Consider the following 26,740-nt stretch of genomic DNA (forward strand, 5'->3'; position numbering starts at 1 on the left):
ATGACCCCGATCCTGAGAGTCAATGTGAGCGTTAACGAAAATCGCTATGTGATCGGCGTGGACTTCGGCACCCTGTCCGGCCGCGCCGTCGTGGTGCGGGTCGAGGACGGCGCCGAGCTGGGCTCGGCGGTCCACGAGTACGCCCACCGGGTCATGGAGGACACCCTGCCCGGCGGCGGGGTGCGCCTGGGCCCCGACTGGGCGCTGCAGTCGCCGAGGGACTGGATCGACGTGCTCCGCACCGCCGTGCCGGAGGCGCTGGCCGTGGCCGGGGTGCCCGCCTCGCGCGTCATCGGCATCGGCACCGACTTCACCGCGTGCACCGTGCTGCCCGCCACCGCCGACGGCACGCCGCTGTGCGAGCTGCTGCCCGGCCGCCCGCACGCCTGGCCCAAGCTGTGGAAGCACCACGCCGCCCAGCCGCACGCCGACCGGATCAACGCGCTCGCGGCCGAGCGCGGCGAGCCCTGGCTGCCGCGCTACGGCGGGAAGATCTCCTCCGAGTGGGAGTTCGCCAAGGGCCTGCAGGTCTTCCAGGAGGACATCGAGGTCTACCACCTGGCGGAGCGATGGATCGAGGCCGCCGACTGGATCGTCTGGCAGCTCACCGGAGTGGAGACCCGCAACGTCTGCACCGCCGGGTACAAGGGCATCCACCAGGACGGCGGCTACCCCTCCGAGGACTTCCTGGCCGCGCTCGACCCGGGGTTCGCCGGCTTCACCGGCAAGCTCGGCCACGACCTGTCCCCGCTCGGCGGCCTGGCCGGGCGGCTGACCGCCAGGGCGGCGGAGTGGACCGGCCTGCCCGAGGGCGTCGCGGTGGCGGTCGGCAACGTCGACGCGCACGTCACCGCCGCCGCCGCGGACGCCGTGCGGCCGGGCCAGATGGTCGCCATCATGGGCACCTCCACCTGCCACGTCATGTCCTCGGACCGGCTCGCGGAGGTGCCGGGCATGTGCGGGGTGGTGCGCGACGGGATCGTCCCGGGCCTTTGGGGGTACGAGGCGGGCCAGTCGGGCGTCGGGGACATCTTCGCCTGGTTCGCCGAGACCTCGGTGCCCGCCTCCTACACCGAGCGGGCCGAAGGGCTCGGGCTCGGCGTCCACGAGTACCTGACCTCGCTGGCCGCCGCGCAGGCGGTCGGCGCGCACGGGCTGGTCGCGCTCGACTGGCACAACGGCAACCGCTCGGTGCTGGTGGACCACAACCTCTCTGGCGTGGTCGTCGGCCAGACGCTCGCCACCAGGCCGGAGGACCTCTACCGGGCGCTCATCGAGGCCACCGCGTTCGGCGCCCGCGTCATCGTGGAGGCGTTCGAGAGCTCAGGGGTGCCGGTGGAGGAGTTCGTCGTCGCCGGCGGGCTGCTCAGGAACCCCTTCCTCATGCAGCTCTACGCCGACGTGCTGCGCCGCCCGCTGTCGGCCATCGGCTCCGAGCAGGGGCCCGCGCTCGGCTCTGCCATCCACGCCGCCGTCGCGGCCGGGGCGTACGACGACATCACCGGGGCCGCGGCCGCGATGGGCAGGCGCACGACGGCCGCGTACGTGCCGGACGCCGCGCGCGCCGGCGCGTACGACCGGCTGTACGCCGAGTACCGCCGCCTGCACGACCACTTCGCCGGCGGGGAGCTCATGCACCGGCTCCGCGCGGTCAGGGACGAGGCGAGAGCATGATGCTGGAAGAGCTGCGCGAGACGGTCTGCCGGCTGCACGCCGAGCTGGTGCGCTACGGCCTCGTCGCCTGGACCGCGGGCAACGTCTCCGGGCGGCCGCCCGGCGGCGACCTGTTCGTCATCAAGCCGAGCGGGGTCTCCTACGACGACCTGACCCCCGAGTCGATGGTCGTGTGCGACCTGGACGGCCACCTGGTCGAGGGCGGCTTCTCCCCCTCCAGCGACACGGCGGCGCACGCCTACGCCTACCGCCACCTGCCGCAGGTGAACGGCGTGGTGCACACTCACTCCACCTACGCCTCGGCCTGGGCCGCGCGCGGCGAGGCGATCCCCTGCGTGCTCACCGCGATGGCCGACGAGTTCGGCGGCGAGATCCCCGTCGGGCCGTTCGCCCTGATCGGCGGCGACGACATCGGCAAGGGCATCGTGACCACGCTGTCCGGCCACCGCTCCCCCGCCGTGCTCATGCGGAACCACGGCGTGTTCACCATCGGCGACTCGCCGGAGGCCGCCGTCAAGGCGGCCGTGATGTGCGAGGACGTCGCCCGCACCGTGCACGTGGCGCGGCAGCTCGGCGAGCCGCTGCCGATCGCGCCCGCCGACATCGACCGTCTGCACGACCGCTACCAGAACGTCTATGGACAGAGGAGTCACCTGTGAAGCTTTGGTTCCTGACCGGCAGCCAGGGCCTGTACGGCGAGGAGACGTTGCGGCAGGTGGCCGGCCAGTCCCAGGAGATCGCCGCCGCCCTCGGCCGGTCGCTGCCCTTCGAGGTCGTGTGGAAGCCCGTGCTGACCGACGCGGCGGCCATCCGCAGGGTGTGCCTCGAGGCCAACGCCGACGAGGACTGCGGCGGCCTGATCGCGTGGATGCACACCTTCTCACCGGCCAAGATGTGGATCGCCGGGCTGGACGCGCTGCGCAGGCCGCTGCTGCACCTGCACACCCAGGCCAACAGGGAACTGCCGTGGAGCTCCATCGACATGGACTTCATGAACCTCAACCAGGCCGCGCACGGCGACCGCGAGTTCGGCTACATCCAGTCCAGGCTCGGCGTGCCGCGCAAGACCGTGGCGGGGCACGTGAGCGACCCGGCGGTGGTGGCGCGCGTCGGCGCCTGGGCACGGGCCGCGGCGGGACGCGCCGACGTGGGCTCGCTCAGGGTGGCGAGGTTCGGCGACAACATGCGCGACGTCGCGGTCACCGAGGGGGACAAGGTCGAGGCGCAGCTGCGGTTCGGCGTCTCGGTCAACACCTACGGCGTCAACGACCTGGTCGGCGCGGTCGCGGCGGCCTCCGACGCGGAGGTGACCACGCTGGTCAAGGAGTACGAGGACGGCTATCTCGTCGCCCCGGAGCTGCGGGCGGGCGGTGAGCGGCACGAGTCGCTGCGGTACGCGGCGCGCATCGAGCTGGGGCTGCGCCACTTCCTCGCGGACGGCGGCTTCAAGGCGTTCACCACCAACTTCGAGGACCTCGGCGGGCTGCGGCAGCTTCCGGGGCTCGCGGTCCAGCGGCTGATGGCCGACGGCTACGGGTTCGGCGGCGAAGGCGACTGGAAGACCTCGGTGCTGCTGCGCACGATGAAGGTCATGTCGGCGGGGCTCGCGGGCGGCACGTCCTTCATGGAGGACTACACCTACCACCTGACGCCGGGCGAGGAGGTCATCCTCGGGGCGCACATGCTGGAGGTCTGCCCGTCCATCGCCTCGGGAACGCCCTCGTGCGAGATCCACCCGCTGAGCATCGGCGGGCGCGAGGACCCCGTGCGGCTGGTGTTCGACGCCCGGCCCGGGCCCGCGATCGTGGCAGGCCTGGCCGACATGGGGGATCGGTTCCGGCTGGTGGCCAACGAGATCGACGTGGTCGCCCCCGCCGAGCCGCTGCCGAGCCTGCCGGTCGCCCGGGCCGTATGGAGGCCCCGTCCCAGCCTGCGCGTCTCGGCCGAGTCGTGGCTGACCGCCGGGGCTCCGCACCACACCGTGCTCTCCGCGGCGGTCGGGGCCGAGGAGCTGGCCGACTTCGCCGACATGCTCGGCGTCGAGCTGGTCCTGATCGACGCCGCCACCACCTCCCGCGGGTTCGCCCAGGAGCTGCGCTGGAACCAGGCGTACTACCGGCTCGCCCAGGGGTTCTGACGAGGGCCGGTCCGTACGGGCCGGCGGGGGTTCGCGTTAATTTTTATGACAAATCGCATTTCGGCGAGTCAAGTCCTTGAAAAGTCGACATGATCGATTCACGATTCTCCACGTGGGCGGTAAAGATCACGTCGCTCCGCCCACGTCACTTTCCCCGGCGGGAAACCCCCGCCCGGCGTGAAGGAGATCGCGTGTCCATCGCCCCACGACGACTGCGAGCGGTCCTGATCGGGACCCTCACGGCTCTCACCCTCTTGTTACCCCAGGGAGTGGCCCAGGCCGCGCCCGACCCGGACAAGATCGACAAAACCGTCCTCGCGAAGCTGGCGGCGGACGACAAGGCCACCTTCTGGGTCCGCCTGAAGAGCGACGCCGACCTCAGCTCGGCCCGCCGGGCGAAGACCAAGATCGAGAAGGCCGAGCAGGTCTTCCGGGCCAAGACCGAGCTGGCCGCCTCGTCCCAGGCGGGCCTGCGCGCGCTCCTCACCGCCGAGCGCGCCGACTTCACCCCGTTCTGGATCGCCAACGCCGTCCAGGTGACCGGCGGCGCCAAGCTGGCCTCGGAGATCGCGAAGCTGCCCGAGGTGGAGCGCATCGAGCCCACCCGCGTCACCAAGCTGCCCGAGCCGCTGCCCGGCAAGGCGGTCGCGAAGGTCCAGGCGACCGAGTGGAACATCGACCGCGTCAACGCGCCGAAGGTGTGGAACGAGCTCGGCGTGCGCGGCGAGGGCATCGTGGTCGCCAGCATCGACAGCGGCGTGCAGTTCGACCACCCCGCGCTGGCCGCCCAGTATCGCGGCAGGAACACCGACGGGACCCTCGACCACAACTACAACTGGTTCGACCCCGCGGGCGTGTGCCCGAGCGCCGCGCCGTGCGACAACAACGACCACGGCACCCACACCATGGGCACCATGGTGGGAAGCGACGGCGGCGCCAACACCATCGGCGTGGCGCCCGGCGCGAAGTGGATCGCCGCCAAGGGGTGCGAGACCAACAGCTGCACCGACGCCTCCCTGCTCGCCGCCGGCCAGTGGATGCTCGCCCCCACCGACCTGAACGGCCGCAACCCGCGCCCCGACCTGGCACCCGACATCGTCAACAACTCCTGGGGCGGCGCGGGCTTCGACCCCTGGTACAAGGAGATCGTCGAGGCGTGGGTCGCGGCGGGCATCTTCCCCGCCTTCGCCAACGGCAACGTCACCAACGCCGGCTGCAACTCCAGCGGCTCCCCCGGCCAGTACATCTCCAGCTACAGCGCGGGCGCGTTCGACGTCAACAACGCCATAGCCAGCTTCTCCACCCGGGGCTCCGGCGAGAACGGCGAGATCAAGCCCAACCTCGCGGCGCCCGGCGTCGACGTCCGCTCGTCCATTCCCGGCGGTTACGACAGCTTCTCCGGCACGTCGATGGCCAGCCCGCACCTCGCGGCCACGGTGGCGCTGATGTGGTCGGCCTCCCCCGCCCTGCAGGGCGACATCGCCGGCACCAGGGCGCTGCTCGACCGTACCGCCATCGACGTCGACGACACCCGCTGCGGCGGCACGGCCGCCGACAACAACATCTGGGGCGAGGGAAGGCTCGACGCCCTCGCGGCGGTCCAGGCCGCGCCGACCGGGGCGCTCGGCGGCCTGAAGGGAACGGTCACCGCGGCGGGCTCGCCGGTCGCCGGGGCCACCCTCACCGTCACCGGTCCGCTGAGCCGTACGATCACCACCGCGCAGGACGGGACGTACGCGCTGCCCCGCCTGCTGGAGGGCGACTACCGGCTCACCGCCCAGAAGTTCGGGTACGACGACGCCACCGCGACCGTCACCGTCGTGGCCGACCAGACGGCCACCGAGGACGTGACGATGGCGCCGCGGCCCTCGGGCACGGTGTCGGGAACGGTCACGGCCGGGGGCGCGCCCGAGGTGGGCGCCACGGTCGCCGCGGTGGGCACCCCGGTCAGCGCGGTCACCGACGCCGCGGGCCACTACCGGCTCACCCTGCCGGACGGCGCCTACGACCTGAAGACGACGCCGCTGTCCCGGTGCGCGGGCGGCCTCACCGTGCCGATCACGGTGAACGGCGACCTGACCAAGGACATCGAGCTCCCGCGCCGCGCCGACACCTTCGGCTACACCTGCACGTCCGGCTCGGAGACCTACGTCGCGGGCACCGCCAAGCAGGCGCTCACCGGAGACGACGCGGCCCAGCCGATCACGCTGCCGTTCACCTTCCCCTTCTACGGCACCGGCTACACCGGCGGGTGGATCAGCAGCAACGGGTTCCTGAGCTTCACCGCCTCCAGCACCACGGCGAACAACACGTCCCTGCCCTCCACCGCCGCGCCCAACGGGGCGGTCTACCCCTACTGGGACGACCTGGTGCTGGACGACCAGTCCGGCGTCTACACCGCCACCATCGGGACCGCGCCCAAGCGCACCTTCGTCGTCGAATGGCGCGGCGCCCGGTTCTACTCCGACGCGAGCCAGCGCATCTCGTTCTCGGCGCTGCTCGGCGAGGACGGCTCCATCGGGTACCGCTACCGGGGCGTCACCAACGAGCGCGCCTCCGGCACCAGCGCCACGATCGGCGTCGAGAACGCGGGGGGCACCGACGCGCTGCAGTACTCCTACAACAGCGCCGCTCTGACCGACGGCCAGAGCCTGACCTTCGCCGCGAGCCGGCACGGGCTGCTGAGGGGCACGGTCACCGACGCCAACGACGGCAGGCCGGTGCCGGGCGCGACGGTGAAGGTCGGCGACGTGGCGACCTACACCACCGGGGAGGACGGCACGTTCCTCGGGCAGATCCTCGTGGGCGACTACACGGTCCAGGTCTCCAAGGCCGACTACGGGACCTTCAGCCAGGAGGTCACGATCACCGCCGGGGCCGTGACCCGCGTCGACACCGCCCTGGCCACCGGCCGCGTGACGGCCTCGGTCGGCGAGCTGACCCTGGTGATGCCGGCCGGGACCACCAGGACGGGCACGGTCGAGCTGTCCAACCTGGGCACGGCCACGGCCTACACCGTCGTGACCGATCCCGCGCAGAGCTGGCTGGCCGTGACGCCCGCCGGTGGCGATCTGGCCACCGGCAAGTCGGTGACGCTGAAGGTCACCGCCTCCAGCGCGGGCGTGCAGCCGGGCACCGTGCGCACCGGCAGGCTGCTGGTGCGCTCGGCGAGCGGCAGGAACCCGCAGATCGAGGTCCTCGTGACCGTCGTGGTGCCCAAGCACCAGGTGGCCATCGACGTGGGCGCCACCAAGGACCTCCTCGACGCCGCCGGCGACCGCTGGACCGCCGACCGCAAGTACGTCGCGGGCGGGTCGGGCTACGTGGGCACGAGTACGAGCACCAGCACGAGCAGCAAGCCGATCCAGGGCACCACCGAGCAGGAGCTGTTCAAGCGTGCCCGCGAGAAGATGCTGGAGTACCGGTTCGACCAGGTGCCCAACGGCACGTACACCGTCGAGCTGGGCTTCGCCGAGACGCGCAGCATGCGCGAGGGCAAGCGCGTCTTCGACGTCATCGTCGAGGGCCAGCTCGCGATCCCCGCGCTGGACCTGGCCCTGGAGGCCGGCACGTACACCGCCGTCAACCGGCAGTACACGGTGAAGGTCACCGACGGCCAGCTCAACGTGCGGTTCGCCGAGCGGGTCGGCGATCCCATCGTCAACGCCATCCGCATCTCCGAGCGTCCCGACAAGGCCACCCCGTAGTGGCCTGAACCCGCGCCGGCCCGTCCCGCCTCCATGGCGGGGCGGGCCGGCGGCTCGGCTCACCAGGGAAGCGGGCCTCCCTCGCCGAAGCAGCCGCCGGTCGGGCCGTCCGGGCCGAGGGTGGCGAGCCGCACCGCGACCGCGGCTCCCTCGGCGGCGGTGCGGGTGAGGCCGGGGACGCCCCTGGTGAAGGCGGTCGCGCACGGGCCGGGGTCCGCCGCGTTGACCAGGATGCCGTGCTCGCGAAGCGCCTTGGCGTACTGGACGGTCAGCGAGTTGAGCGCGGTCTTGGACGGCACGTAGGCCAGCGAGGGTGGCCGCCGGGCGAAGTGGCCGTCCGGGTCGGACATCAGCGTGAGCGAGCCGAGGCCGCTGGTGACGTTGACGACGCGTCCCGCCGCCGAGCGCAGCAGCAGAGGGATCATCGCGGTCGTCACGCTGATGACACCGAAGACGTTGGTCTCGAACACCTCCCTGACGACGTCCACCTCGGCGCCGCCGGGATCCTGCCCGGGCAGGTCGCCGAGGATCCCCGCGTTGTTGACCAGGACGTCGAGCACGCCGAAGTGATCGCCGACGTGCCGCGCGGCCGCCATGACGGACGCGCGGTCGGTGACGTCGAGCTGGATCGCCCGCACGTCGGCCTTGTCCGATCGCAGCTCCGCCGCCGCCTCCTCACCGCGGCGCGGGTCCCTGGCGGCCAGCAGCACGGTCATGCCCAGCTCCGCGAGCTGCGCGACGATCTCGCGCCCGATGCCCTGGTTCGCACCGGTGACCAGCGCCGTCGCCGGCCTGGCGGTGGTGTCCCCGGTCATGACCGGGTGCCGCCTCTCGTTCATGCCCGGCCCGGCGCCGCTGTGGGGACGCCCGGTTCCTGGCGGCGTTCCGCGCGGACCACCTCCACGACGGCGGCGATGTCGGCCTCGGTCCAGCCGCGCTCCCCCGCCTGCTCGTAGCGCCGCTCGACCACACGGGCGATGGGCAGCGAGAGCCCGTTCGACTCCGCGAGCTCGTTGAGCAGCCGCACGTCCTTGGCGCCGAGCCGGGTGGGGAACCACCCCTTGTGCTCACCGGCGATGACGTCGTCGACGCGGTTGAGGATCGCGGGCGGGATGGTGGGCCACTGGTAGAGCACCTCGCGCAGCAGCTTCATGTCCAGCGCGGCGGCCTCGGCCGCGGCCACGACCTCGGCGAGGGCGGCGACTCCTGACATCAGCAGGAAGTTGTTGAGCAGCTTGAAGGCCGTCGCGCTCCCGGGGTCCTCGCCGCAGTACCAGTGGACGGAGAAGACCCGCGACCAGACGGGCTCCAGCCGGTCCAGGAGCCTGCGGTCGCCGCCGACCAGGCTGGAGGCCATGCTCGCGAAGACGGTCTGCGGCGCGCCGATGATCGGCGCCGCCAGGAAGCGGCGCCCGGGGACCATGTCGCGGAGCCTGCGGGAGGTCTCCGGGGAGACGGTGCTCATGTCGACCACGATCGGCCCGTCGGGATCGGCGTCGAGCCCGGTCAGCCCCTCCATGACGTCGAGGACGGCGCGGTCGTCGGCCAGCGACATCAGCACCGCCTCCGCGCCCCGCGCGGCCTCCGCCGGCGAGGACGCCTCGGCCGCCCCGGCGCCGGTCACCTCGGCGGCCCTGCCGGGCGTACGGTTCCAGACCGCCACGTCGTACCCCTGCGCGAGCAGCCGGCCGGCCACCGCGCGGCCCATGTGACCCATCCCAAGTACAGCTATCCGCATAGGTCATCCCCCCTTGCCGCATTGTCGCGGCCCCCGCCCCCGGCAACGGAGGCTCGCTAGAGATGCTCTCCTCGCCAGGGTGGCGCCACACCTCCCGGGACATGGTTCATTTCGGCCCCTTCCGCGCACCGAGCGATAGGGCATATCCCACCTGATGTACTAAATCGGACACATAGGGGAATACCGGTAGAGGACTCGCACGACGCCGCCCTTAAGGAAGGGGAACCGCTTATAGGTTTACGCACGGACTTCAAACGGGGGCATGGATGGACATTCATCGATGCAAGATGAGAACTATCCGCCTGGCTCTCATCGGCGGGCTCGGGATGGCGCTGATCGGCGCCGCCACGCCACGGGAAGCCACGACGCCGGCCGTGGACGCGGCGGCACCGGCCGTATCAGGGGTGCCGCGGAAGGACCAGACCGACACAGACCGCGCGGCTCTGCGCCGCATCTGGGAGCAGCAGGCGGACGCCTGGGCCCGGGGGGACGCCGGAGCGTACGCCAGGAGTTACACCACCGATGCCGACCTGATCAACATCAGGGGCGAGCACTTCCACACCCGCGACTCGATAGCCACGAGAATCCAGTACTACTTTAATAATCACCTCAAGAACACTCATATCCTCCGAATGGAGGAAGAGGTGCGCTTCGTGTCTCCCACGATGGCGATCATCCTCCGGAAGGACTGCGTGCTTTACGGCGCCGAGAAGGCCTGCCGCCCGGACACGCGATCGATCAACACCAGCCTCGCCGTCAAATATTCGGGCCGCTGGATGGTCACGTCCTTCCACAACACCCTCATGCGGCAGCAGAACGCGCCGCTCCCGTCGTTCAGGAAATTCTCCAGAGACTGACCGCGAGCCGCCACACGGCCCGGGTCACAGGGGAAACGCCTCCCTCACCATCTTCGAACGGGGCACAGATGGGCATTCATCGATACGCGAGGAGAACGATCAGCCTGGCTCTCGCGAGCGGGCTCGGTATGGCGCTGAACGCCGCCGTCACGCCCACCGGGACCACGACGCCGGCGAGCCACGCGCGCTCGGCACCGGCCGGCTCGCGACCGGCGGGTACCTACGACACCGAGCTCGCCGCCCTGGCCCGGCTCTGGCAGCAGCAGGCCGACGCCTGGGCCCGAGGCAACGGCAAGGCGTACGCCGCGACGTACACCGCGGACGCCGACTTCGTGAACGTCACGGGCGATCACCTGCGCACCCGCGACGAGATCGGGACCAAGTTCCAGCGTTACCTCGGCAACCAGCTCAAGAACAGCCGCATCCACACCGTCGAAGAGAAGATCCACCTGCTGAACCCCTCGACGGCCTTCATCATCAGGAAGGGCTGCGTGTTCTTCGGTTCGGAGCGGACCTGCCACCCGAACACCCTCTCGTGGAACACCAGCATCGTCGTCAAGCAGTCGGGCCAGTGGCTCGTCAGGTCCTTCCACAACACCCTCGTCCGCCGCTGACGGGCGGGGCCCGCGTCCGAGTGGCCGAATGCCAGGAAGCGTCCGTCCGAGCCGCGCGGGCGGGTCAGCGGCGGGTGCGGTCGGCGTAGACGTCCAGTCGCGTCGCCGCCTCGGCCAGATCGGCGGAGGCCGTGAGGCAGGCGGCGATGTGGGCGTTCACGGTCTCCCTCAGCCACGCGGGCGCGGCGCCTTCGGCCTCCAGCCGGGCCTCGATGTCGCGCAGACGTTCGGCGCAGTCGGCGAGCACGAGGGCGTCGGACCGCAGGACCCCGGCGTGGACGGCGATCGCTTCTGGAACGGCGGGCATCCGGAATGCTCCTTCGGTCAGGTGGTGCGCACCGGGACACCTGCGCCCCGCAGCGTCTGGTTGGCGAGGGCGGACAGGCACAGCACCGGGCGGGCGCCGTCGAGGCCCAGCGCCCGCAGGTGCCCGGCCATGGGGTGAGCCGCCTGCCCGACGACCAGGCGGCCCCGTGGCGCCGGATGCACCCGGCCCCGGCCCCGGGTCTCGACGCACGACCGCAGCGTGGTGCCCTCGTGGTGCGAATAGCCGACCAGATCGGGGGCCCTCACCGGGATTCCCGGGCCCAGCCGGCCACGGAAGGACAGGAACCCGCCGTCCGGGCCGCCGGCCGCGATGCGGAAGGACCTCGCGGTGAGCTCGATCCGAAGGTCGGCCAGAGCCGGCTCGCACCCCCAGACCTCCGGTGGCACGGCCGACACCGCCTCGGTGTCCACCACGGAGCCGAGCAGCCCACTGCCGGAGCGCCGGCGGCGTGCCCTCCTGAACAGGTCGGGCCACACCCTGAGCGACGTGGCCCGCCACGGGTCGTGCACGACGATGCCGAGGCTCACCTCGCGGTAGGCCCCGATGCTGGTGCGCCGGTTGGACGACGCGTGGACGGCGACCAGGGCGCGCCCCGCGACCTGGACGGCGGGCCCGAGCCCGGTGCCCTCCAGCAGGGCCGCCGCCGCACCGGGATCCACCGCGAAGTACGCCGTGAGGGCGGCTCCGTCCTGGCATCTGATCGGCAGCTCGATCGCCCCGTCCGGCGTGGCGGCCCGGTAGGTGGGCACGGTGAGGAAGGGAAAGCCCTCGGGGTAGGGGACATGGTCGAACAGGAGGTAGGCCTGTGAGCGGGTGACCGGTCCCCGGTAGGGGGTGAGAGCCTGGTCGATGTGGTCGCGGGCCTCGGGCAGGTCGTCGGCGATGTTGGCGGTGTAGTGCTCGATGCTGTGGCAGATCGGGAACAGGTGGGTCGCGTCGGAGTAGTCCACGACGTACCAGCCGGGGTGCAGGTCGAAGCAGCCGCCCGCGCCCTGCCCGTCGAGGGTGGGGATGATGTCGTGCTGGTTGGTGACGCTGGCGACCCAGGTGCGCGGGTCGGCGGGTCTCTTGAAGTCGACCGGCGACCCGATGGCCACGGCGTGGGTGACGGTGTAACGGGCGCAGAACGCAGGGTCCTGCGCGAGGTTCATGATGGCCGCGCCGCCGGCGCTGTGCCCGATCAGGGCGATCTCGGCTCCACTCGGGATGCCGGAGTCGTCGATGGCCTTGACCAGCGCGCGGCTGTAGGGCCCGCTGTCGAGCACGGCGCTGCTGAAGGCGCCGAGAAGATCCTGCGGGGTGTCGTTGTCGAGCCGCCCCGGCCTCATGCCGGGCACCTGGACGACGTGGCGGACCACCCCGTCCGGGCCGGTGACGCTCTGGATCAGCATGCGCCCGGTCGTGCCGACGACGCCGATGTTGCGCAGGAAGCCGAGCAGCGACCCGTGGGAGGTCAGCCGCGCGGCCTCGGAGGCGTCCAGCTCCAGGCGCCGGGCGGCCCCCTCCCCGGTGTCGAGCACCGCTATGGCCCTGTTGCTCATGCCGGTTATGGGATCGGCGGTGGCGTACCCTCCCCCGGTCGCGATCAGCCACGCGGCGGTGTCGTTGAGGGGGTTCTCGTCCAGCAGGGCCCGCAGGGCGAGAACCTCGCCGAAGACCGGGGCGAGCCCGCTGAGGGTGCGCACCGCGCCGCGGTCCTTCAGCAGGGCGCGCAGCGCCCTGAGCGACTGGATGTCGCGGTCGGCGCCGACCGCCTCGATGAGCCTGCCCATCAGAGGGTCGCCGGCCAGCTCGGGGTGGTCCTCGGTGACGGCGGCGATGCGCAGCCGCAGCGAGGTCGCCAGGATGAGCACGGCCAGGCTCTCGGCGCCCACCATGCCGCCCGCCCTGGCCGCGAGCCCGCCCAGCCGGCCGCCCGCGACCGCGTACCCGAGCCCTCGGCGATCGGTCACCGCGCGCAGCAGGGCACGCTGCGCGCGGTAGCCCTCGGCCGGGGCGCGCCAGAGCGCGCCGAGCACGGCGCCGTCTGCGAGCGCCGCCGTGGCGTGGGCGGAGGTCTCCTGGATCGCCGCCCCGATCTCGGCCAGCTCGCGGGCCGCCGTGCGCAGCGGCCTCGCCGCCGGGGCGCCGCGGTCGTTCACCGCTCCTCCCGCCTGGTCAGGCTCACGAAGCGCGGCCGAGGGTCCTCGGGGACGTTGCGGTGGAGCACGTCGGACAGCGTGCGCGTGGTGGCGATGATCTTCATGCCGTACGGGGAGAAGGTCGCGGTGGTGAACACCCGGGAGGCCAGCAGCGGATTGGTCAGCGCCTGCGAGAAGGCGTCGATGGCGATGATCTTCGTGAGGAGCGGCGGCAGCATGGCGTTGGCGTCCCCCGGCTCCTCGGCGAACAGGCCGACGTACAGATCGAGGTCGTCCACCCCTCGGTACAGCTCGCGGAGCGCCTCGCCCACCCGCGCGTCGCCGGAGACCTGCTCGAAGCGGCGCACGCGGGGGAAGCGGCAGTGCTCGCGGTAGCTGTTGTAGGGGGCGAGGTTCAGCGCGCGCGACTCGGCGACGCTGGCGATGTCGACCTCGCGCAGCACGGGGTCGGTGTTGAACAGGCCGATGCGACCGGCCCGTTGCAGGGACGCCTCCTCGAACAGCCGGCCGAGACCGGGACCGGGGATCAGCGCTCCTCCGACCAAGGTGTCCGCCATCGGCAGTTCCCTGCCGCCCACGCACAGGGTGGAGGGGATCAGGCTGTGCCAGCGGTACACCAGGTTGAACTCCGCCGAGGCCCAGTTCTCGCGGTGCCAGGGAGCGCGGGCCAGCATGGTGGACAGCCGAGGGTCGAGGGTGAAGCGGAAGTGGTACGGGGTGATGTGGTTGATGTACTCCTCGACCACCAGCTTGATCAGCAGCACGATGAGGATGTTGCGGGTGGTCTGGAACAGCCGCTCGTCGTCCCAGCGCGGATAGTGGCGGGCCAGGAGGCGCGCCACCCTGTTGTGCTCGCGCAGGAACAGCACGGTGAGCATGGTGAAGCCGATCTGGATGTTGCCCCGGTCGCTGCCGGTGGCGAACAGCGTGTCGCGCCGCGCGACGGTGAGCTCGGCGAAGCGGATCACGCTCAGCGCGGAGAACTCCGGCTTGATGGCGCCGTTCTCGCAGAGGTAGGGAGGGAACTCGGCGCCGTCGAGCGTCTGGCTCTTGAGCAGCCCGCCCTCGAAGGTGCGCAAGGCGGCGGTGGCTCTGGCGTCGAGCCCGTAGAGCTGGTTCAGGTCGATGTGGTGGTTCGAGCTGTTCTTGCGCGGGTCCCTCGGGACGTTGGTGTCGCCGCGCAGGAACCCGTCGGTGAACCACTGGGCGAAGTACGCGAACAGCACGGTCGACCGGGGACACGGGATCATGGTGTCGCCGCGGGTGAACAGGTCGGCGGCGCGCTCCGGCGTGGGGCGCCCGCCGCCGGCCCCCGCGACCGGGGGCATGTGACGCCCGCTGAACGTGCGATCGGTCAGCGAGGCCCACGAGGTGTAGTCGGCCATGGTGCTCAGCGGCTCGGGCCGTGGCGGCATCTCGCGCACCGCGTGGTCGATCAGCGAGGCGTTGAGGCGCCGCCGCACGGGCTGGACGCGCTGCGCGAGATCCCACAACGGGCGTCCGCGCGTCAGGGCCAGGAACCTGAGACGGTTGGCGGCGCCGTCGGTCGCGATGCTTCTGGCCGTGCTGGGCTCCACCGTCACTCCCCCTTCCCCTGCGGGCCGAGCCCGAGGACGAACCGGTCGGGGAAGATGCCGTGGGCGCGGACCACCGCACCGTCCGGCGGCGTGAGCAGGCGCACGCCGGGGCGCCGGAGCAGGCGGCGCACCACCTCGCAGATGACGGCCCTCGCGGGGTGCACTCCGAGGCAGGCGTGGTGGCCGTGGCCGAAGAACAGCCGGACGTGCCCCGGACGGTCGAGGCGGAACTCCTCGGGCTCCTCCACCGCGTCGGCGTCGAACATGGCCGAGGCAGGGGCCGCGAGCACGAACGTGCCCGCGGGGACGACCGTACGGCGCGGGGTGCCGGCGGCGAGCACGTGGTCGCGCTCGCACACGCGGGGAAGCAGCTTGAAGAACGGGCTGAACCGCAGCGCCTCCCAGACATGGCCGTCGAACCGGGCCGGATCGGGGTCGGCGGCGGCCTCCACGGCCTGCGCCAGCACGTGAGGGCGGATCATGATCTGCTCGACCGCCTCCGCCATGGCTCCGGGCCCGCTCTCCAGGAACCCCAGGGGCAGCCCCGCCATGTTGATCAGCATGCGCTCGTCGCCGGCGTCGAGTTCGGCGGGAAGCGTCGTGCGGATGAGGCGCGAGAAGACGTCCTCGGGTGGCGGCACCCGCCCCGCGTCGAGGGCGGCGCGGCGTTCGGCGAGCAGCCCGCGCAGGTAGTCCATCATCTCCTCGCCCGCGAGGACCGACGCGGCCCGGATCTCGGGGTCGCCCTGGTAGTTGGCGAAGCCGTCGGTGACCACGGCCCTGGTCCACCTCGACAGGGTCTCGGGAGTGGGCCCGGGCAGCCCGAAGTACTCGGCGCACACGCGCAGGGCGACGTGCCGGAACAGTTCGCCGACGGCTTCGACGCGCCCTCGCCCCGACGCGGCGTCCAGGGCCTCGTCCGCGAGGCGCCCGGCCAGCCCGCGTAGGCGCGCGGCGTCCTCGGGAGGGAGCATGACCTGCATCAGGCCCTTCTCGCGCCAGTTCATCGGGGTGGCGTCCCTGGCGAGCATGAACGGACCGCCCAGCGCGGCGTCCAGGCGCGGCCCGAACGCCCGTACCGAGAAGACCTCCTCCCGGGAGAGCACCTCGGTGACGTCGGCGAACCGGGTCACGACGGTGAAGGCCGGGGTGACGAAGATGGGCCTCTGCTCGCGCAGCACCGCGAAGAAGGCGCGCCAGTCCGTGCGCATCCACTCCCGTACGAGGGCGAACGCGGACATCGGATCGCGGGCCATGGCCGCGTCGTACCGCTCCAGATGGTCGCCCGCGGTCGCCTGATCGACAGCACCCATGCCGTAGGACCCTCCGTCTCACGTGTGAACCGCCACCGGACCCGCGACCCGGCCGAGACCGCCACTTTGCGTAGTTGTGATGGAACGCCGAGTCACGTCGACCCTAGAATAGCTACAGATTGCGGTCCCTTGCCTGCCGTACGTGATTGATGCGTCACTTCCAGGCAACTCCCGCCGCCCGGCCGCCCGGCCGTTGAATGGGTGGCCGCACCGCGCACCAGACGTGACCCGACGACCACAGGGAGCGAGCATGACCATGTCGGCCTTCCCGCCGGCCCATCCGGAGCGAGGCACGGCCGAGACGGTGACGGTCACGGCCGGGCGCCGCACCGCCTACCTCATCGCCCTGGTCGTCCTGCCGGTGCTGATCCTGGCCATGGCCGTGCCCGCCGCCTGGGGGTGGGGCGTCGGCCCGCGCGACGTGGTCATCGCCGTCGTCATGTACCTGATCAGCATCTTCGGCATCGCGATCGGCTACCACCGGCACTTCACCCACCGGGCGTTCAAGTGCCGCAGGCCGCTGCGCGTCGCGCTCATGCTGGCCGGCGGCATGGCGCTCGAAGGCCCGGTCACGCTGTGGACGGCAGAGCACCGCCGCCACCACAAGTACGCCGACCGGCCTGGCGATCCGCACTCGCCGTGGCGCTACGGCGACAGCGGCCCCGCCCTGCTGCGGGGCATGGCGCACGCCCATGTCGGGTGGTTCTTCACCGCGCGCCGGCGCTCCAGCCGCGAGCACTGGGTGCCCGACCTGATGGCCGATCCGGACGTCCGGCGGTTCGACTCCGCCTACCCGGCCGTCGCGGTGCTGTCCTTCCTGCTACCGGCGGCGGCGGGGGGACTGTGGGCGATGTCGTGGGCGGGCATGTGGACCGCCCTGTTCTGGGGCGGCCTGGTCCGCTACGCCGTGGTGCACCATGTGACCTGGTCGGTGAACTCCGTCGCCCACACCTTCGGCGAGCGGCCCTTCATGACCAGGGACCGCTCGTCCAACGTCCGGTGGGTGGCGTTGCTGACCCTCGGCGAGGGCTGGCACAACTGGCATCACGTCGAGCCGACGTGCGCCCGCCACGGCGTGCTCAGAGGGCAGCTCGACCCGAGCGCCCGGCTGATCCGCTGGTTCGAGCGGGCGGGCTGGGCGTACGCCGTGCGCTGGCCGGACCGCGCGCGCCTGCTCGCCCGCCGGGCTCCGGCCGCCGGCCTCAGCCGACGAAGGCCGGGTTGAGCGCGGCGAGGGCCACCCGCCTGGACGCGCCCGACCCGTCGGCGGGCACCGACCACAGGTCGGCGCCGAAGTCGCCCGCCAGGGCGTACATCACGGTGTGGTCGCCCGCCCAGACCACCTGGTCGTCGACGCTGCGCGGCTCGGCCAGCGGCGTCTCGCGCATGGTGCGCAGCTCCAGCGCGTACAGCCGCCAGGGCTCGTCCGGGCTGAGACCGGGCACCCGTTTCTTGAAGATCAGGCGCGTACCGTCGGGCGAGAGCGACGGGCACTCGACGTTGGGGCGCAGCGTGGTGACCGTGCGGGCGGCGATGTCGCCGCGCACGAGGTAGGTCTCGCCCTTGGTGGCGAGGGTCGCGTAGAAGTGCCCGTCGTCGGCGAAGGTGACACCCCAGAAGTTCACGTCGGAGGCGTGGTACGGCCTGCCGTCCTTGACGATCGCGTAGGCCTCCAGGGTCGGCGTCGGCGTCCAGGTCCGGGTGTCGACGATCGAGGTGCGGGTGGAGAAGTCGCTCCCGGCGTAGGAGTCCCCGCCCACGAACACCGTCCAGGCGACCAGGTGCCCGGACGGCGAGACCCGCGTGCGGGACGGGATGCCCGCGATCGGGTAGTCGCGCAGCGTCCGCAGCCGGACGTCGAGGACCGACGCGAAGTAGGTCTCCTGCATGGGGCCGTCCACCTTGCGCAGGCAGACCCCGGTGCCGGCCGCCGCGTGGAAGCGCAGGCAGCGGATCGGGGCCGAGGTGCGCGCCCCTCCCGGGTCCGCGGCCGCCACGGAGACCAGCTCGTCCCGGTGCGCCCCCCACGCCATGTTGCGGAAGATCATCCGCCCCTCGCCGTCGAGGGTGACGGCGCCGGGGGCGACGCTCGGGCCGCCCGGCCGTGCCCGGTCGCGCTCTCCCGCCCGCCGCGCCGCGTGCCACACCGAAGCGAAGGCGAGGGATGCCAGCAGCGCCACCGCGACCAGCAGCGTGACCAGGCGCGCCCGGGTCGTCATCGGGCCTCGGCCCCGGGGATCGCCCAGGCGGCCCGGCCCGGCTGAGCGGCCCGACCGGCCCGGGGTGGGGGCGCGTCCTCGGACGTGGCGCCGGGGGCCGGGCCGCGTTCAGCCAGGTACAAGCTCAGCTCCAGATTCCGGTGATGTCCGAGGCCGAGGCGGCGTTGCCCGCGTGCGCGGTCAGGCCGGCCATGTCCTCAAGGGTCCGGAGCAGGTTGTAGTGGTTGTAGGTGGTGGCGGACGTGCTGCCCGGGATGACGGGCTGGCCGTAGACGACGGCCGCGATGCGGTTGCCGCTGAGCCTGTCGTCCTCGTCGAAGGTGACCACGAGGAGGCTGTTGTTGGACTTCGCCCAGGTCGCGTACGCGCCGAGCTTGCTCTTCACCCAGCCGTCGCCGGTCGACACCGAGCAGTCGTGCATGTCGTTGCAGAGGTTCGGCACCACGAAGGAGACCGTCGGCAGCTTGGTGTAGTCCGTCGGGAACTGCGCCATCGTGTAGGCCGTGGAGGTGGGCACGTTGCGGAACCCGAACCAGGGGTTGTGCTTCTGCGCGTACTTCCCGCTGCTGCTGGTGCAGGCCGTGGAGCCCTGGCTGGGCAGGCCCTCGTTGTAGCTCGCCCAGGTCTTCCCCGCCGCGATCAGCTCGGAGCCGAGGTTCGCGGCGGAGCTGAAGCCGATCGTGACGCAGCCGTCGCCGGTGATGCCCTGGGTGGCTCCCGAGAACATGGCGTAGTAGTTGGGCTGGCTGGGGTGGGTCTCGGCGTAGAACTGGGTGAGGTTGGCGCCGCCGGTCTTCAGCGAGTTGATGTAGGGGGCGCTGGAGCTGCCGATGACCTGCGAGTAGGCGTGGTTCTCCATGACGACGACGACCACGTGGCTCGGCGACGGCACGGAGGCCGCGGAGCTCGTCCCTGTGCCTGACCACAGGCCCAGGCCGGCGGTGAGGCCGAAGGCGGACGCGATCGAGAGGAGCACCCTGCGGGAGCGTGCCTTGCCGGCGGAAACGGCCATGACTGTCCTTCGTACGGGGGGTGGTAAGCCATGTCAGGCTAAATCGGGAATGACCTACCCCTCCGGTGGAACGGGGTGAATACCAGCCGAACAGTTATGTTGCCATTCCCCCGCCGCGATGGCACCGCGACACCCCGGCCACGCGGAGCACCCCCCGAAGGCGCCGGGCGCACGTCCCCTCGACCCGCCGGGCGCGCGCGTCCCTGTTCCCTGGTCGCCCTGCCGGGGCCGAAGCGCCCCAAGTTTGGGCATTGACGAAATTTAATTACATGTTATTCATGGGACAAGTCAGGAAATTTCATGCCAACTGCACCACCAGATCGGGGAACTCCGGACCTCACCCCCCACCTCACCCCCAAGGAGAACGCGCATGGCGCGCAGCCAGTCCACCGACCCACCCGTCGACTTACTCGGACCCGTCCAAGGAGAGGTCTCCTGGTTCTGCTGCGGCGCGGCCTGGGGCCCGTGCAGCACCACCGGCAAGGGAGCCTGCGGCACCTGCAACTCAGGGAGCCTGCAACACGCCTGGCCCAACACCTCCGACGCCTGCTGGGCCATCACCCGGCCCGACAGCTGCGGCGTCTCGATGTCCCGGAGGACCTGCGGGTTCAGCCACAGGACCACGGCCCTGTGCAGCGGCACCAGCGTCGTCACCACCATCGCCGACTGCGGCCCGCAGACCGACCTGTTCTGCGGCGAGCGCAGCTGCTGCGGCGCGACCTGCGCCAGCAACCGGCTGATCGACCTCACCCCGGCCGCCTACAGCCGGATCGCCAGCCTTTCGACCGGCCTGCGGCCGTGCGAGATCTCGGTCCCCTAGGAGGCGTCCGATGACCAGCAGGAGACAACTGCTCAAGTCCGCCGTGCTCGGCGGCGGGGCCGGCATCGTCGCCGCCACCGCGCTCGGGTCGCTCGGCCCTGAGGCGGCCTTCGCCAACGCGGCGCCCGAGGTCGAGCCCGGCACGCCCGACCCGAACTTCGCCGAGGGCCGGATCCGCTCCATCAAGGACAACACGCTGTTCGTCCTCGGGTCGAACTGGGTGTTCCATCGCATCAGGGTCGTCGACGGCACGAGCCTGTGGAAGCTGGGGCCCGTCGCCTTCGACCAGGCCAAGCCGGGTGACGGCCTCTACGCCCGGGGCGTTCGCATGCCGGACGGCGTGCTCGCCGCCGAGTCGGTGTGGTTCAACATCGTCAACGTCAAGGGCCACATCCAGAACATCACCAGCGAGAAGGTCCACCTCGACCACAACGGGAAGCAGATCCTCTGCCATCTCGTGGCCGGCAAGTCGGTCGCCGTCTACTCCGACGCGCCGCCCTCCGCCGACCTGTCGCAGCTGCGGGTGGGCCAGCATGTGCAGGTCCTGGGCGCCTGGCGGCCGGACACCAACGAAGTCGACATCGCCACCGTCTTCTCCCCCCACTAGGAGCCGCAGATGCACGGGATCGCCGCGCTGCAGCCGTACGTGATCGGCCCCTTCCTGCTCTGGGCCGCCCTGATGAAACTGCTCAGCCGGCGGACGCGGGCGCAGGCGGGGCGGACCGCCCTGGCCCGCCTGGTCGGCTCGGCGCGGGCGGTCCCGGCGCTCCGGCTCGTCGCGGTGCTGGAGCTCGCGGTGGCGGCGGCGTTGCTGCTGCTTCCGCCCTCGCCGCTCGCGGGCCTGGCCGCCACGGGGGTCTCCGCCGGATTCCTCCTCTACCTCACCTACTCCCGCCTGGCCGCGCCCGCGTCGTCATGCGGCTGCCTGGGCGCGCACGCCCGCCCGGTCAACTGGCGCGGCTTCGGCCGGGCCGGGCTGCTGCTCGCCATGAGCGTCGCGGCGATCTGGGCGGGCCCGTACCCGCTGGACGCGCCGCTCGCGGTCGTGGGCCTGGCGGAGGTCGCCGCCCTGCTGGCGCTCTCGGCCGAGCTGGACCGCCACTGGCTGACGCCCCTGCGCCGGCTCCTCGTACGGCTGCGCAGGCCGCTCGCCGTGGTGTCACCGAAGGACGTCCCGCTGGAGGTCACCCTGCGCCTGCTCTACGGCAGTCCCGCGTACTGCTCGGCGTCCGCGCGGCTGACCTCGGACGTCCAGGACGTGTGGGACGAGGACGGCCTGCGGTTCGTGGTCTACGCGGCGCACGGGCGGACCGCGGTCTTCGCGGTGCCCCTCTCCGGCGGCGACCCGTCGGCCGTCCGCGTCGCCCTCATCGAGGAGCCCGCGCTCACCTGACCTGCCTCACTCCACGCCTAGGGGCCGTACACCTCGACCTCGATGATCCGGGTGTAGTCGTTGGCGCCGTTCGACGCGAGCGCGTTGATTCGGACGGCGTCGGCGGTGACGGCCGCGAAGTCGGAGCGGACGACCCCGCCGGTGTTGCCGCGCACCTGGGCGACGGTCTGCCAGGCCCCGCCCACCCTGGCCTGCACGTCCCAGTCGCGCAGGCCGACCGAGGCGGCGGGGTAGCGCTCGGTGTTCAGCGTGTAGAGGTCCACGCGGGACACCGGCCGCGCCCCGCCGAGGTCGACGTCCACGGTGTCGGGCCACTTCTTTGAGGTGGCGTCGTTCCAGCCGTTGCCTCCCGCCCACCCGTTGGAGCCCCGGTCGCCGTCGACGACGCTGCATGCCGGGTAGTTGGCGTTGGTGTGCTGAGACGACGCCGTGACGGGCCGTCTGAGCGCGAGGTTCCCCCCGTTGTCGAGGTCGTCCACCGCCACGACGGAGACCGGCACCTTCAGCTCCCGGCCGCCCGCCTTCAGGCTCAGGCCGTACTGGCCGGCGGGGGTGCCGGGCGGGACCCCGACCAGCACCTTGGCGCCCAGCTCGTACCCCGCGGGCAGGTAGCTGGAGATCATCGGACGGGAGGCGGCGAGCGGCGGGGACGCCTCGACGAACAGGTCGGCGTAGACGGCCTTGCGCGACTCGTTGCGCGCCCCGAGCTCGATCTTCGCGGGACAGGCCGGATCCACCCCCAGCGGAGCGACCAGCGAGGACGCGCCGGAGACGGGCACCAGCCCGCCGCGCCCGTCCGGCTGCCCAGGGCGGACGCGCAGGACGGGCCCCTGGGCGGACGTCCCGAGCGCGGGTTCCGGTGAGCGCACGGCGGGCCCGGGATCGCCCTCCCCCGCCGCGGCGGCGGCGGGCCCGGTGAGCAGGCCCAGCGTGGCGGCCGCCGTCGCGGCGGCGAGACGTGGACGGCGCATGGTCGCTTTTCCCTTCACAGACTTCGCCTTCACGGAGGCCCCTTTCACGGAGTGTTCAGGCCGGGGACGCCGTCGAGGGCGACGAGGCTGCCCCGCGTCGACACCGGGGCGTCCGGCCGGTCCACGTACGGGACCACCTTGAAGTCGGTCCGCCACTGGCCGGGGGTGATGTCGCAGGTGACGTAGCCCCGCTGGTAGCTGGAGAACCTGATGTGCTGGTTGACCGGGTCACGGCCGCCCGCCGGCAGGCCGGTCGCGGCGTTGCCGTTGCCGCCGCTGGTGACCGACGTGCCGACGAACTCCACGCCGAGCGTCGCGGAGGACGGGTCGTTGAAGTCGGCCTTCAGCTCACCGGCGAAGTTGTTGTGAAGGTCGCCCGCGAGCACGACGGGGTTGCTCACCCGCCGCTGGGCGATCCCGGTGAGCACCCGGTCCTTGGCGGCCTTGTAGCCGTCCCACAGATCCATGCTGAGCTTCTGCGCGGGCCCCGGGTCGTAGTCGAGCTGGCACATCGCGATCTGCTGGGCGAGCACGTTCCACCTGGCGCGCGACCTCCCCAGCCCGTCCAGCAGCCACTTCTCCTGCGCGTCGCCGAGCATCGTGCGCGCGGGGTCGAGCCGCGGCAGGCAGTCGACCTGCTGGCCGTCGCCGCAGACCTGGTCGTCGCGGTACTGGCGCGTGTCGAGGACGTTGAACTCGGCGAGCCTGCCGAAGCGGAATCGGCGGTAGATCCGCACGTCCGGACCCTGCGGCGTCTCCGGCAGCCGGATCGGCAGGTTCTCCCAGTAGGCGCGGAAGGCGTTGGCCCTGATGACGAGGAAGTCCTGCTCGGTGACCTCGCCGCCGGGGCCGTAGCGCCCCGCCCAGTTGTCGAGCACCTCGTGGTCGTCCCAGGTGACGATCCACGGAGCGGCCTGGTGGGCCGCCTGCAGGTCCGGGTCGCTCTTGTAGAGGCCGTACTGGATGCGGTAGCGGTCGAGGGTGTCGCACTGCACCCGGAACTGGTCGGGCACCGGGGTGGCCCGGTTGCCGCCCGACTGGACGATGCCGTACTCGTAGATGTAGTCGCCCAGATGGAACACCACGTCGGGGCTCTCGACGGCGAGGTGGCGGTAGGCGGTGTAGAAGCCGTCCTGCCAGGACGCGCACGAGGCGAACGCCATGAGCAGGTGGCCGGGGTTCGCCTCCGCCTCAGGCGCCGTCTTGGTACGGCCGACGGGGCTGACCTCCGTGCCGGAGCGGAAGCGGTAGAAGTACTCCCGGGCGGGCTTGAGGCCGCGCACGTCGACGTGCACCGAGTGCCCGTACTCGGGGGTGGCCCACGTGGAGCCTCGGCGGACGCGGCGGGTGAACGCCTCGTCCTCGGCCAGCTCCCACTCGACCTTCAGCCTGCCGTAGGGCATGCCGCCGAGGGGTTCGAGCGGCCGGGAGGCCAGGCGGGTCCAGAGCATGACTCCGTCGGGCAGCGGGTCGCCCGACGCGACGCCGAGCTGGAAGGGGTAGTCCGCCGACCGGGCGGGCGTGGAGCGAGGCGTCCACGGGTCGGCCAGGCGGGTGGTGAAGGCCAGTGCCAGCGCGGCACCGGTGAAGCCGAAGAAGTCGCGGCGAGACGTGCCGCCGAGCGTGTCGGCGAGCCGCCGATCGTCGTCCATGGGTCTCCCAGAGGGGGGATGGGCGGGAGTCGATCTGCTACAGCTCACACTTTTTATCAAGATCTATGTGTTTTTAACAAGACCTAACTTTAAATTGCGCACGGGCAATCACATGGCGCGGAGCGCGGCGACGTCGTCCAGGTAGCGGTGGTAGCCGTCCTCGCGGTCGTGGCGCGGCTCGTACCATCGGGTGCCCCGCGTCCAGGCGGCCTCGTCCAGCGCGAGGCCGAACCGCCGGGCGGCCACCAGCGCCGCGCCCCGCGCCCCCACTTCCGGGCCCCTGGCCAGCCGCAGCGGCCGGCCGAGCGCGTCGGCGAAGATCTGGAGCCAGGCCTCGGAGGCCGTTCCTCCCCCGCACACGGCGACCTCGCCGGTGAGCCCCGCCGCATCGAAGCAGTGCCTGGCCGCGAAGGCCAGGCCCTCGCACGCGGCCCTGACGACGTCCGCCCTGCTCCTGGCCAGCTCCAGCCCGTCGAGACGCCCGCGCACGCCGGGGTCCACGAACGGCGCCCGCTCGCCTCCCGCGGACAGGAAGGGCAGGAACCGCACGCCGTGCGCCCCCGGCGGGCTTGCCGCGAGCAGCCCGTCCAGCTCGTCGTGGCCCGCCCCGACCAGGCGGAGCACCCAGTCGAGCGCGGCCGTGCCGGTCATCGCGGGCATGGCGCGAAGCCATCCGCCCGGCCCGCCGGACCCGCCGTACAGCAGGGTCTGGCCCGCGGGCTCCCCGCCGAGGTCGAGCCGGTCCACGTGGACCTGGCAGGCCAGCGTGGTGCCGATGATGAGCAGGCCCTCCCCCGGCCCGGCCACACCCGCCCCGGCCGCGCAGGCCGGCAGGTCGTACGGTCCGGCGGAGACCGGCAGGCCCGGCGGCAGGCCGCCGACCGGGGCGAGCAGCTCGCCGACCGGCGGCCCTGGAGCCGCGGGCCCGGAATCGGCTATGGGGGGCAGCAGGCCGGCCCGGTGGCCGAGTCCGCACACCTCCAGCAGCGCGAGATCCCTCCGTCCCGTGCGGGGGTCCGTGAACAGGTTGGAGGCGTCCGACATGTCGGTCACGCGCACCCCGGTGAGCCGCTGCATGACCATGTCCTTACAGCGCGCGACGGTGGCCGTGCGGTCGAGCAGGCCGGGCCTGAACCGGTCGAGCCAGGCCAGCAGCGGCGCGCCCGCCCCCGGGAAGGGCGCGTTGCCGGTGCGGCGGAACAGCGTCTCGAAGGTGCCGTCCGCCATCCACGCGTCCACGAAGCCGGCCGCGCGGCCGTCCATCCAGGAGATGGCGGGCGCGGCGGGCGTCCCGGCGGCGTCCAGCGGCCACAGCCCGTCCCCCTGGCCGGTGATCCCCATCGCCAGCGGCCCCTCGACGGCGAGGTTCGCGAGGACGCCCTCGACCGACCGGAACACCTGCTCGGCGTCCTGCTCGACCTGCCCGGACGCGGGATGGCGGAGGACCGTGGGGCGGGCCGCGACGGCGGTGACCTCGCCGTCGAGCGTGAAGGCGACGGCCTTGGTGACGGAGGTGCCGACGTCGACTCCGACGATCACCTGGTCACCTCGTAGGCGAGGGGCTCGCCGCGGGTCCAGCGGACCACCTCCTGGACGGCCATGCCGATCGCCCGGTCGGCCGTCTGGCGGGTGGCCCCGGCCAGGTGGGGGACGAGCAGGACGTTCGGCAGGCCTCTCAGCGGGTGATCGGCGGGAAGCGGCTCGGGGTCGTACACGTCCAGGCCCGCGCCGCCGAGGTGGCCGGACGCGAGCGCGGAGGTCAGCGCGCCGGTGTCCACCAGCGCGCCGCGCGCGGTGTTGACCAGCACGGCGCCCTCGGGCATCAGGGCCAGCTCGGCCGCGCCGATCATGCCGCGCGTGCCGGGGGCCAGCCTCGCGTGCAGGCTGACCACCCGCGACCGCGACAGCAGCTCACGCAGGCCGACCAGGGCCATGCCCTCGGGCACGGCCGCGGCGAACGGGTCGGCCACGAGCACCTTGGCGCCGAGCGCCTGGAACACGGCGGCGACGCGCCTGCCGATGGCGCCGAACCCGACGACCCCGACCTCGGTGCCGTCCAGCTCGCCGCCGCAGCGGTCGTAGGCGTACAGGTCGGAGCGCCACTGGCCCGCGGCCATGGTGGCGTGCACGTCGTTCAGCCGGCGCAGGACGGCGAGCGTCAGCGCGACGGCGAGCTCGGCCGCCGCCGGGGCGTTGCGCCCGGGAGTGCAGGAGACCGCGACGCCGCGCGCCGCCGCCTGCTCCAGGTTGACGTTGACCGGGCCGCCCCGGGTGACGACGAGCAGCCGCAGGCCGGGGGCGGCGGCCAGGACCCGCTCGGTGAACGGGGCCATCTGGGTGATCGCGATCTCCGCACCGCGCAGCGCGGCGATCAGCTCGTCCTCGTCCCCTGAGGCCTCGGTGACCTCGCCCACCTCGCCGAACGGCTCGATGGGCCAGGGGCCGGCCAGCTCGGTGACCGAGACGCGGTCGCCCAGGGCCGTCTTGAGCGCCTCGGAGACGGCGTGGGGCCGGATGAAGTGGTCGCCGGCCACCAGCACATTAAGTCCTGACATGTCGGGAAACGCTACCGGAGGCCTGTGAAAAT

22 protein-coding genes are annotated in these 26,740 nt (G+C 72.2%); 10 read left to right on the forward strand and 12 right to left on the reverse strand.

Annotation, left to right across the window (positions count from 1 at the left end):
* The 4 genes from araB to OG589_RS16825 all read left to right on the forward strand — a co-directional run bounded on the left by araB (position 1) and on the right by OG589_RS16825 (position 7,518).
* Positions 1-1,674, forward strand: a complete 1,674-nt coding sequence (araB, locus tag OG589_RS16810) for a ribulokinase (RefSeq protein WP_405150098.1) — start codon at positions 1-3, stop codon at positions 1,672-1,674.
* Positions 1,671-2,333, forward strand: a complete 663-nt coding sequence (locus OG589_RS16815; RefSeq protein WP_405150100.1) for an L-ribulose-5-phosphate 4-epimerase — start codon at positions 1,671-1,673, stop codon at positions 2,331-2,333. Before araB ends, OG589_RS16815 begins: the two co-directional genes overlap by 4 nt.
* Positions 2,330-3,811, forward strand: coding sequence for an L-arabinose isomerase (gene araA / locus OG589_RS16820; protein WP_405150102.1), 1,482 nt, complete (start codon positions 2,330-2,332; stop codon positions 3,809-3,811). The genes OG589_RS16815 and araA overlap by 4 nt, the downstream gene beginning before the upstream one ends.
* 191 nt (positions 3,812-4,002) lie before the next feature.
* Complete coding sequence (locus OG589_RS16825) at positions 4,003-7,518, forward strand: S8 family serine peptidase (RefSeq protein ID WP_405150104.1); 3,516 nt, start codon at positions 4,003-4,005, stop codon at positions 7,516-7,518.
* Positions 7,519-7,577: 59 nt separating this feature from the next.
* Here OG589_RS16825 and OG589_RS16830 read toward each other — a convergent pair whose 3' ends face one another.
* On the reverse strand, positions 7,578-8,333 hold the full coding sequence (locus OG589_RS16830) for an SDR family oxidoreductase (RefSeq protein WP_405150106.1): 756 nt from the start codon (positions 8,331-8,333) through the stop codon (positions 7,578-7,580).
* Positions 8,334-8,353: 20 nt separating this feature from the next.
* Complete coding sequence (locus OG589_RS16835) at positions 8,354-9,256, reverse strand: NAD(P)-dependent oxidoreductase (RefSeq protein ID WP_405150108.1); 903 nt, start codon at positions 9,254-9,256, stop codon at positions 8,354-8,356.
* Positions 9,257-9,543: 287 nt separating this feature from the next.
* On the opposite strand from OG589_RS16835, the gene OG589_RS16840 reads away from it, so the two are divergent.
* Positions 9,544-10,113 (forward strand): SgcJ/EcaC family oxidoreductase, encoded by a 570-nt coding sequence (locus OG589_RS16840; protein WP_405150110.1) that lies wholly within the window; start codon positions 9,544-9,546, stop codon positions 10,111-10,113.
* A gap of 68 nt (positions 10,114-10,181) precedes the next feature.
* On the forward strand, positions 10,182-10,727 hold the full coding sequence (locus tag OG589_RS16845) for an SgcJ/EcaC family oxidoreductase (RefSeq protein ID WP_405150112.1): 546 nt from the start codon (positions 10,182-10,184) through the stop codon (positions 10,725-10,727).
* Between the two features lie 64 nt (positions 10,728-10,791).
* Here OG589_RS16845 and OG589_RS16850 read toward each other — a convergent pair whose 3' ends face one another.
* The 4 genes from OG589_RS16850 to OG589_RS16865 are packed head-to-tail and all read right to left on the reverse strand — an operon-like array spanning position 10,792 to position 16,086.
* Positions 10,792-11,034, reverse strand: a complete 243-nt coding sequence (locus OG589_RS16850; RefSeq protein ID WP_405150114.1) for a hypothetical protein — start codon at positions 11,032-11,034, stop codon at positions 10,792-10,794.
* 17 nt (positions 11,035-11,051) lie between these two features.
* On the reverse strand, positions 11,052-13,196 hold the full coding sequence (locus OG589_RS16855; protein ID WP_405150116.1) for a hypothetical protein: 2,145 nt from the start codon (positions 13,194-13,196) through the stop codon (positions 11,052-11,054).
* Positions 13,193-14,773: a peroxidase family protein gene (locus OG589_RS16860; RefSeq protein WP_405150118.1), complete on the reverse strand. Its 1,581-nt coding sequence runs from the start codon at positions 14,771-14,773 to the stop codon at positions 13,193-13,195. Before OG589_RS16860 ends, OG589_RS16855 begins: the two co-directional genes overlap by 4 nt.
* Before the next feature lie 2 nt (positions 14,774-14,775).
* Positions 14,776-16,086: a cytochrome P450 gene (locus OG589_RS16865; protein WP_405150119.1), complete on the reverse strand. Its 1,311-nt coding sequence runs from the start codon at positions 16,084-16,086 to the stop codon at positions 14,776-14,778.
* A 250-nt stretch (positions 16,087-16,336) separates the two neighbouring features.
* On the opposite strand from OG589_RS16865, the gene OG589_RS16870 reads away from it, so the two are divergent.
* Complete coding sequence (locus OG589_RS16870; RefSeq protein WP_405150121.1) at positions 16,337-17,311, forward strand: acyl-CoA desaturase; 975 nt, start codon at positions 16,337-16,339, stop codon at positions 17,309-17,311.
* On the opposite strand, the gene OG589_RS16875 is transcribed toward OG589_RS16870, so the two are convergent.
* Both OG589_RS16875 and OG589_RS16880 read right to left on the reverse strand, forming a co-directional pair.
* Positions 17,289-18,305 carry a hypothetical protein gene (locus tag OG589_RS16875; protein WP_405150123.1) on the reverse strand — a complete coding sequence of 339 codons (1,017 nt, stop codon included), beginning with the start codon at positions 18,303-18,305 and terminating at the stop codon, positions 17,289-17,291. The two genes, OG589_RS16870 and OG589_RS16875, sit on opposite strands and share 23 nt — an antisense overlap.
* 124 nt (positions 18,306-18,429) lie before the next feature.
* Positions 18,430-19,317 carry an alkaline phosphatase family protein gene (locus tag OG589_RS16880; RefSeq protein WP_405150124.1) on the reverse strand — a complete coding sequence of 296 codons (888 nt, stop codon included), beginning with the start codon at positions 19,315-19,317 and terminating at the stop codon, positions 18,430-18,432.
* Positions 19,318-19,687: 370 nt separating this feature from the next.
* Here OG589_RS16880 and OG589_RS16885 point away from each other — a divergent pair, with 370 nt between their 5' ends.
* Genes OG589_RS16885 through OG589_RS16895 form a run of 3 tightly spaced genes read left to right on the forward strand, consistent with a single transcriptional unit; the run spans position 19,688 to position 21,530 of the window.
* Positions 19,688-20,137: a hypothetical protein gene (locus OG589_RS16885; protein ID WP_405150126.1), complete on the forward strand. Its 450-nt coding sequence runs from the start codon at positions 19,688-19,690 to the stop codon at positions 20,135-20,137.
* A 10-nt stretch (positions 20,138-20,147) separates the two neighbouring features.
* Complete coding sequence (locus OG589_RS16890) at positions 20,148-20,744, forward strand: cell wall protein (RefSeq protein WP_405150128.1); 597 nt, start codon at positions 20,148-20,150, stop codon at positions 20,742-20,744.
* Positions 20,745-20,753: 9 nt separating this feature from the next.
* A complete protein-coding gene (locus OG589_RS16895) occupies positions 20,754-21,530 on the forward strand; it encodes a MauE/DoxX family redox-associated membrane protein (protein WP_405150129.1) in 777 nt (258 codons plus the stop codon).
* Positions 21,531-21,547: 17 nt separating this feature from the next.
* Here OG589_RS16895 and OG589_RS16900 read toward each other — a convergent pair whose 3' ends face one another.
* The 4 genes from OG589_RS16900 to OG589_RS16915 all read right to left on the reverse strand — a co-directional run bounded on the left by OG589_RS16900 (position 21,548) and on the right by OG589_RS16915 (position 26,708).
* Positions 21,548-22,501, reverse strand: a complete 954-nt coding sequence (locus OG589_RS16900) for a discoidin domain-containing protein (protein WP_405150131.1) — start codon at positions 22,499-22,501, stop codon at positions 21,548-21,550.
* A gap of 44 nt (positions 22,502-22,545) precedes the next feature.
* On the reverse strand, positions 22,546-24,153 hold the full coding sequence (locus OG589_RS16905; protein WP_405150133.1) for an alkaline phosphatase D family protein: 1,608 nt from the start codon (positions 24,151-24,153) through the stop codon (positions 22,546-22,548).
* 108 nt (positions 24,154-24,261) lie between these two features.
* Positions 24,262-25,692, reverse strand: a complete 1,431-nt coding sequence (locus OG589_RS16910; protein WP_405150134.1) for an FGGY family carbohydrate kinase — start codon at positions 25,690-25,692, stop codon at positions 24,262-24,264.
* The gene (locus OG589_RS16915; protein ID WP_405150136.1) at positions 25,689-26,708 is read right to left on the reverse strand and encodes a 2-hydroxyacid dehydrogenase; all 1,020 of its coding nucleotides are present in this window, start codon (positions 26,706-26,708) and stop codon (positions 25,689-25,691) included. The genes OG589_RS16910 and OG589_RS16915 overlap by 4 nt, the downstream gene beginning before the upstream one ends.
* Between the last annotated feature and the right edge of the window lie 32 nt (positions 26,709-26,740).

Source organism: Sphaerisporangium sp. NBC_01403 (assembly GCF_045040145.1).
GTDB lineage: Bacteria > Actinomycetota > Actinomycetes > Streptosporangiales > Streptosporangiaceae > Sphaerisporangium > Sphaerisporangium viridialbum.

Bases quoted from the DNA above. Each gene is read 5' to 3' on its own strand.
- araB (WP_405150098.1), top strand. From the start codon at position 1: ATGACCCCGATCCTGAGAGTCAATGTGAGCGTTAACGAAAATCGCTAT.
- OG589_RS16815 (WP_405150100.1), top strand. From the start codon at position 1,671: ATGATGCTGGAAGAGCTGCGCGAGACGGTCTGCCGGCTGCACGCCGAG.
- OG589_RS16830 (WP_405150106.1), bottom strand. From the start codon at position 8,333: ATGACCGGGGACACCACCGCCAGGCCGGCGACGGCGCTGGTCACCGGT.
- OG589_RS16835 (WP_405150108.1), bottom strand. From the start codon at position 9,256: ATGCGGATAGCTGTACTTGGGATGGGTCACATGGGCCGCGCGGTGGCC.
- OG589_RS16840 (WP_405150110.1), top strand. From the start codon at position 9,544: ATGAGAACTATCCGCCTGGCTCTCATCGGCGGGCTCGGGATGGCGCTG.
- OG589_RS16845 (WP_405150112.1), top strand. From the start codon at position 10,182: ATGGGCATTCATCGATACGCGAGGAGAACGATCAGCCTGGCTCTCGCG.
- OG589_RS16850 (WP_405150114.1), bottom strand. From the start codon at position 11,034: ATGCCCGCCGTTCCAGAAGCGATCGCCGTCCACGCCGGGGTCCTGCGG.
- OG589_RS16865 (WP_405150119.1), bottom strand. From the start codon at position 16,086: ATGGGTGCTGTCGATCAGGCGACCGCGGGCGACCATCTGGAGCGGTAC.
- OG589_RS16870 (WP_405150121.1), top strand. From the start codon at position 16,337: ATGACCATGTCGGCCTTCCCGCCGGCCCATCCGGAGCGAGGCACGGCC.
- OG589_RS16875 (WP_405150123.1), bottom strand. From the start codon at position 18,305: ATGACGACCCGGGCGCGCCTGGTCACGCTGCTGGTCGCGGTGGCGCTG.
- OG589_RS16880 (WP_405150124.1), bottom strand. From the start codon at position 19,317: ATGGCCGTTTCCGCCGGCAAGGCACGCTCCCGCAGGGTGCTCCTCTCG.
- OG589_RS16885 (WP_405150126.1), top strand. From the start codon at position 19,688: ATGGCGCGCAGCCAGTCCACCGACCCACCCGTCGACTTACTCGGACCC.
- OG589_RS16890 (WP_405150128.1), top strand. From the start codon at position 20,148: ATGACCAGCAGGAGACAACTGCTCAAGTCCGCCGTGCTCGGCGGCGGG.
- OG589_RS16895 (WP_405150129.1), top strand. From the start codon at position 20,754: ATGCACGGGATCGCCGCGCTGCAGCCGTACGTGATCGGCCCCTTCCTG.
- OG589_RS16900 (WP_405150131.1), bottom strand. From the start codon at position 22,501: ATGCGCCGTCCACGTCTCGCCGCCGCGACGGCGGCCGCCACGCTGGGC.
- OG589_RS16905 (WP_405150133.1), bottom strand. From the start codon at position 24,153: ATGGACGACGATCGGCGGCTCGCCGACACGCTCGGCGGCACGTCTCGC.
- OG589_RS16915 (WP_405150136.1), bottom strand. From the start codon at position 26,708: ATGTCAGGACTTAATGTGCTGGTGGCCGGCGACCACTTCATCCGGCCC.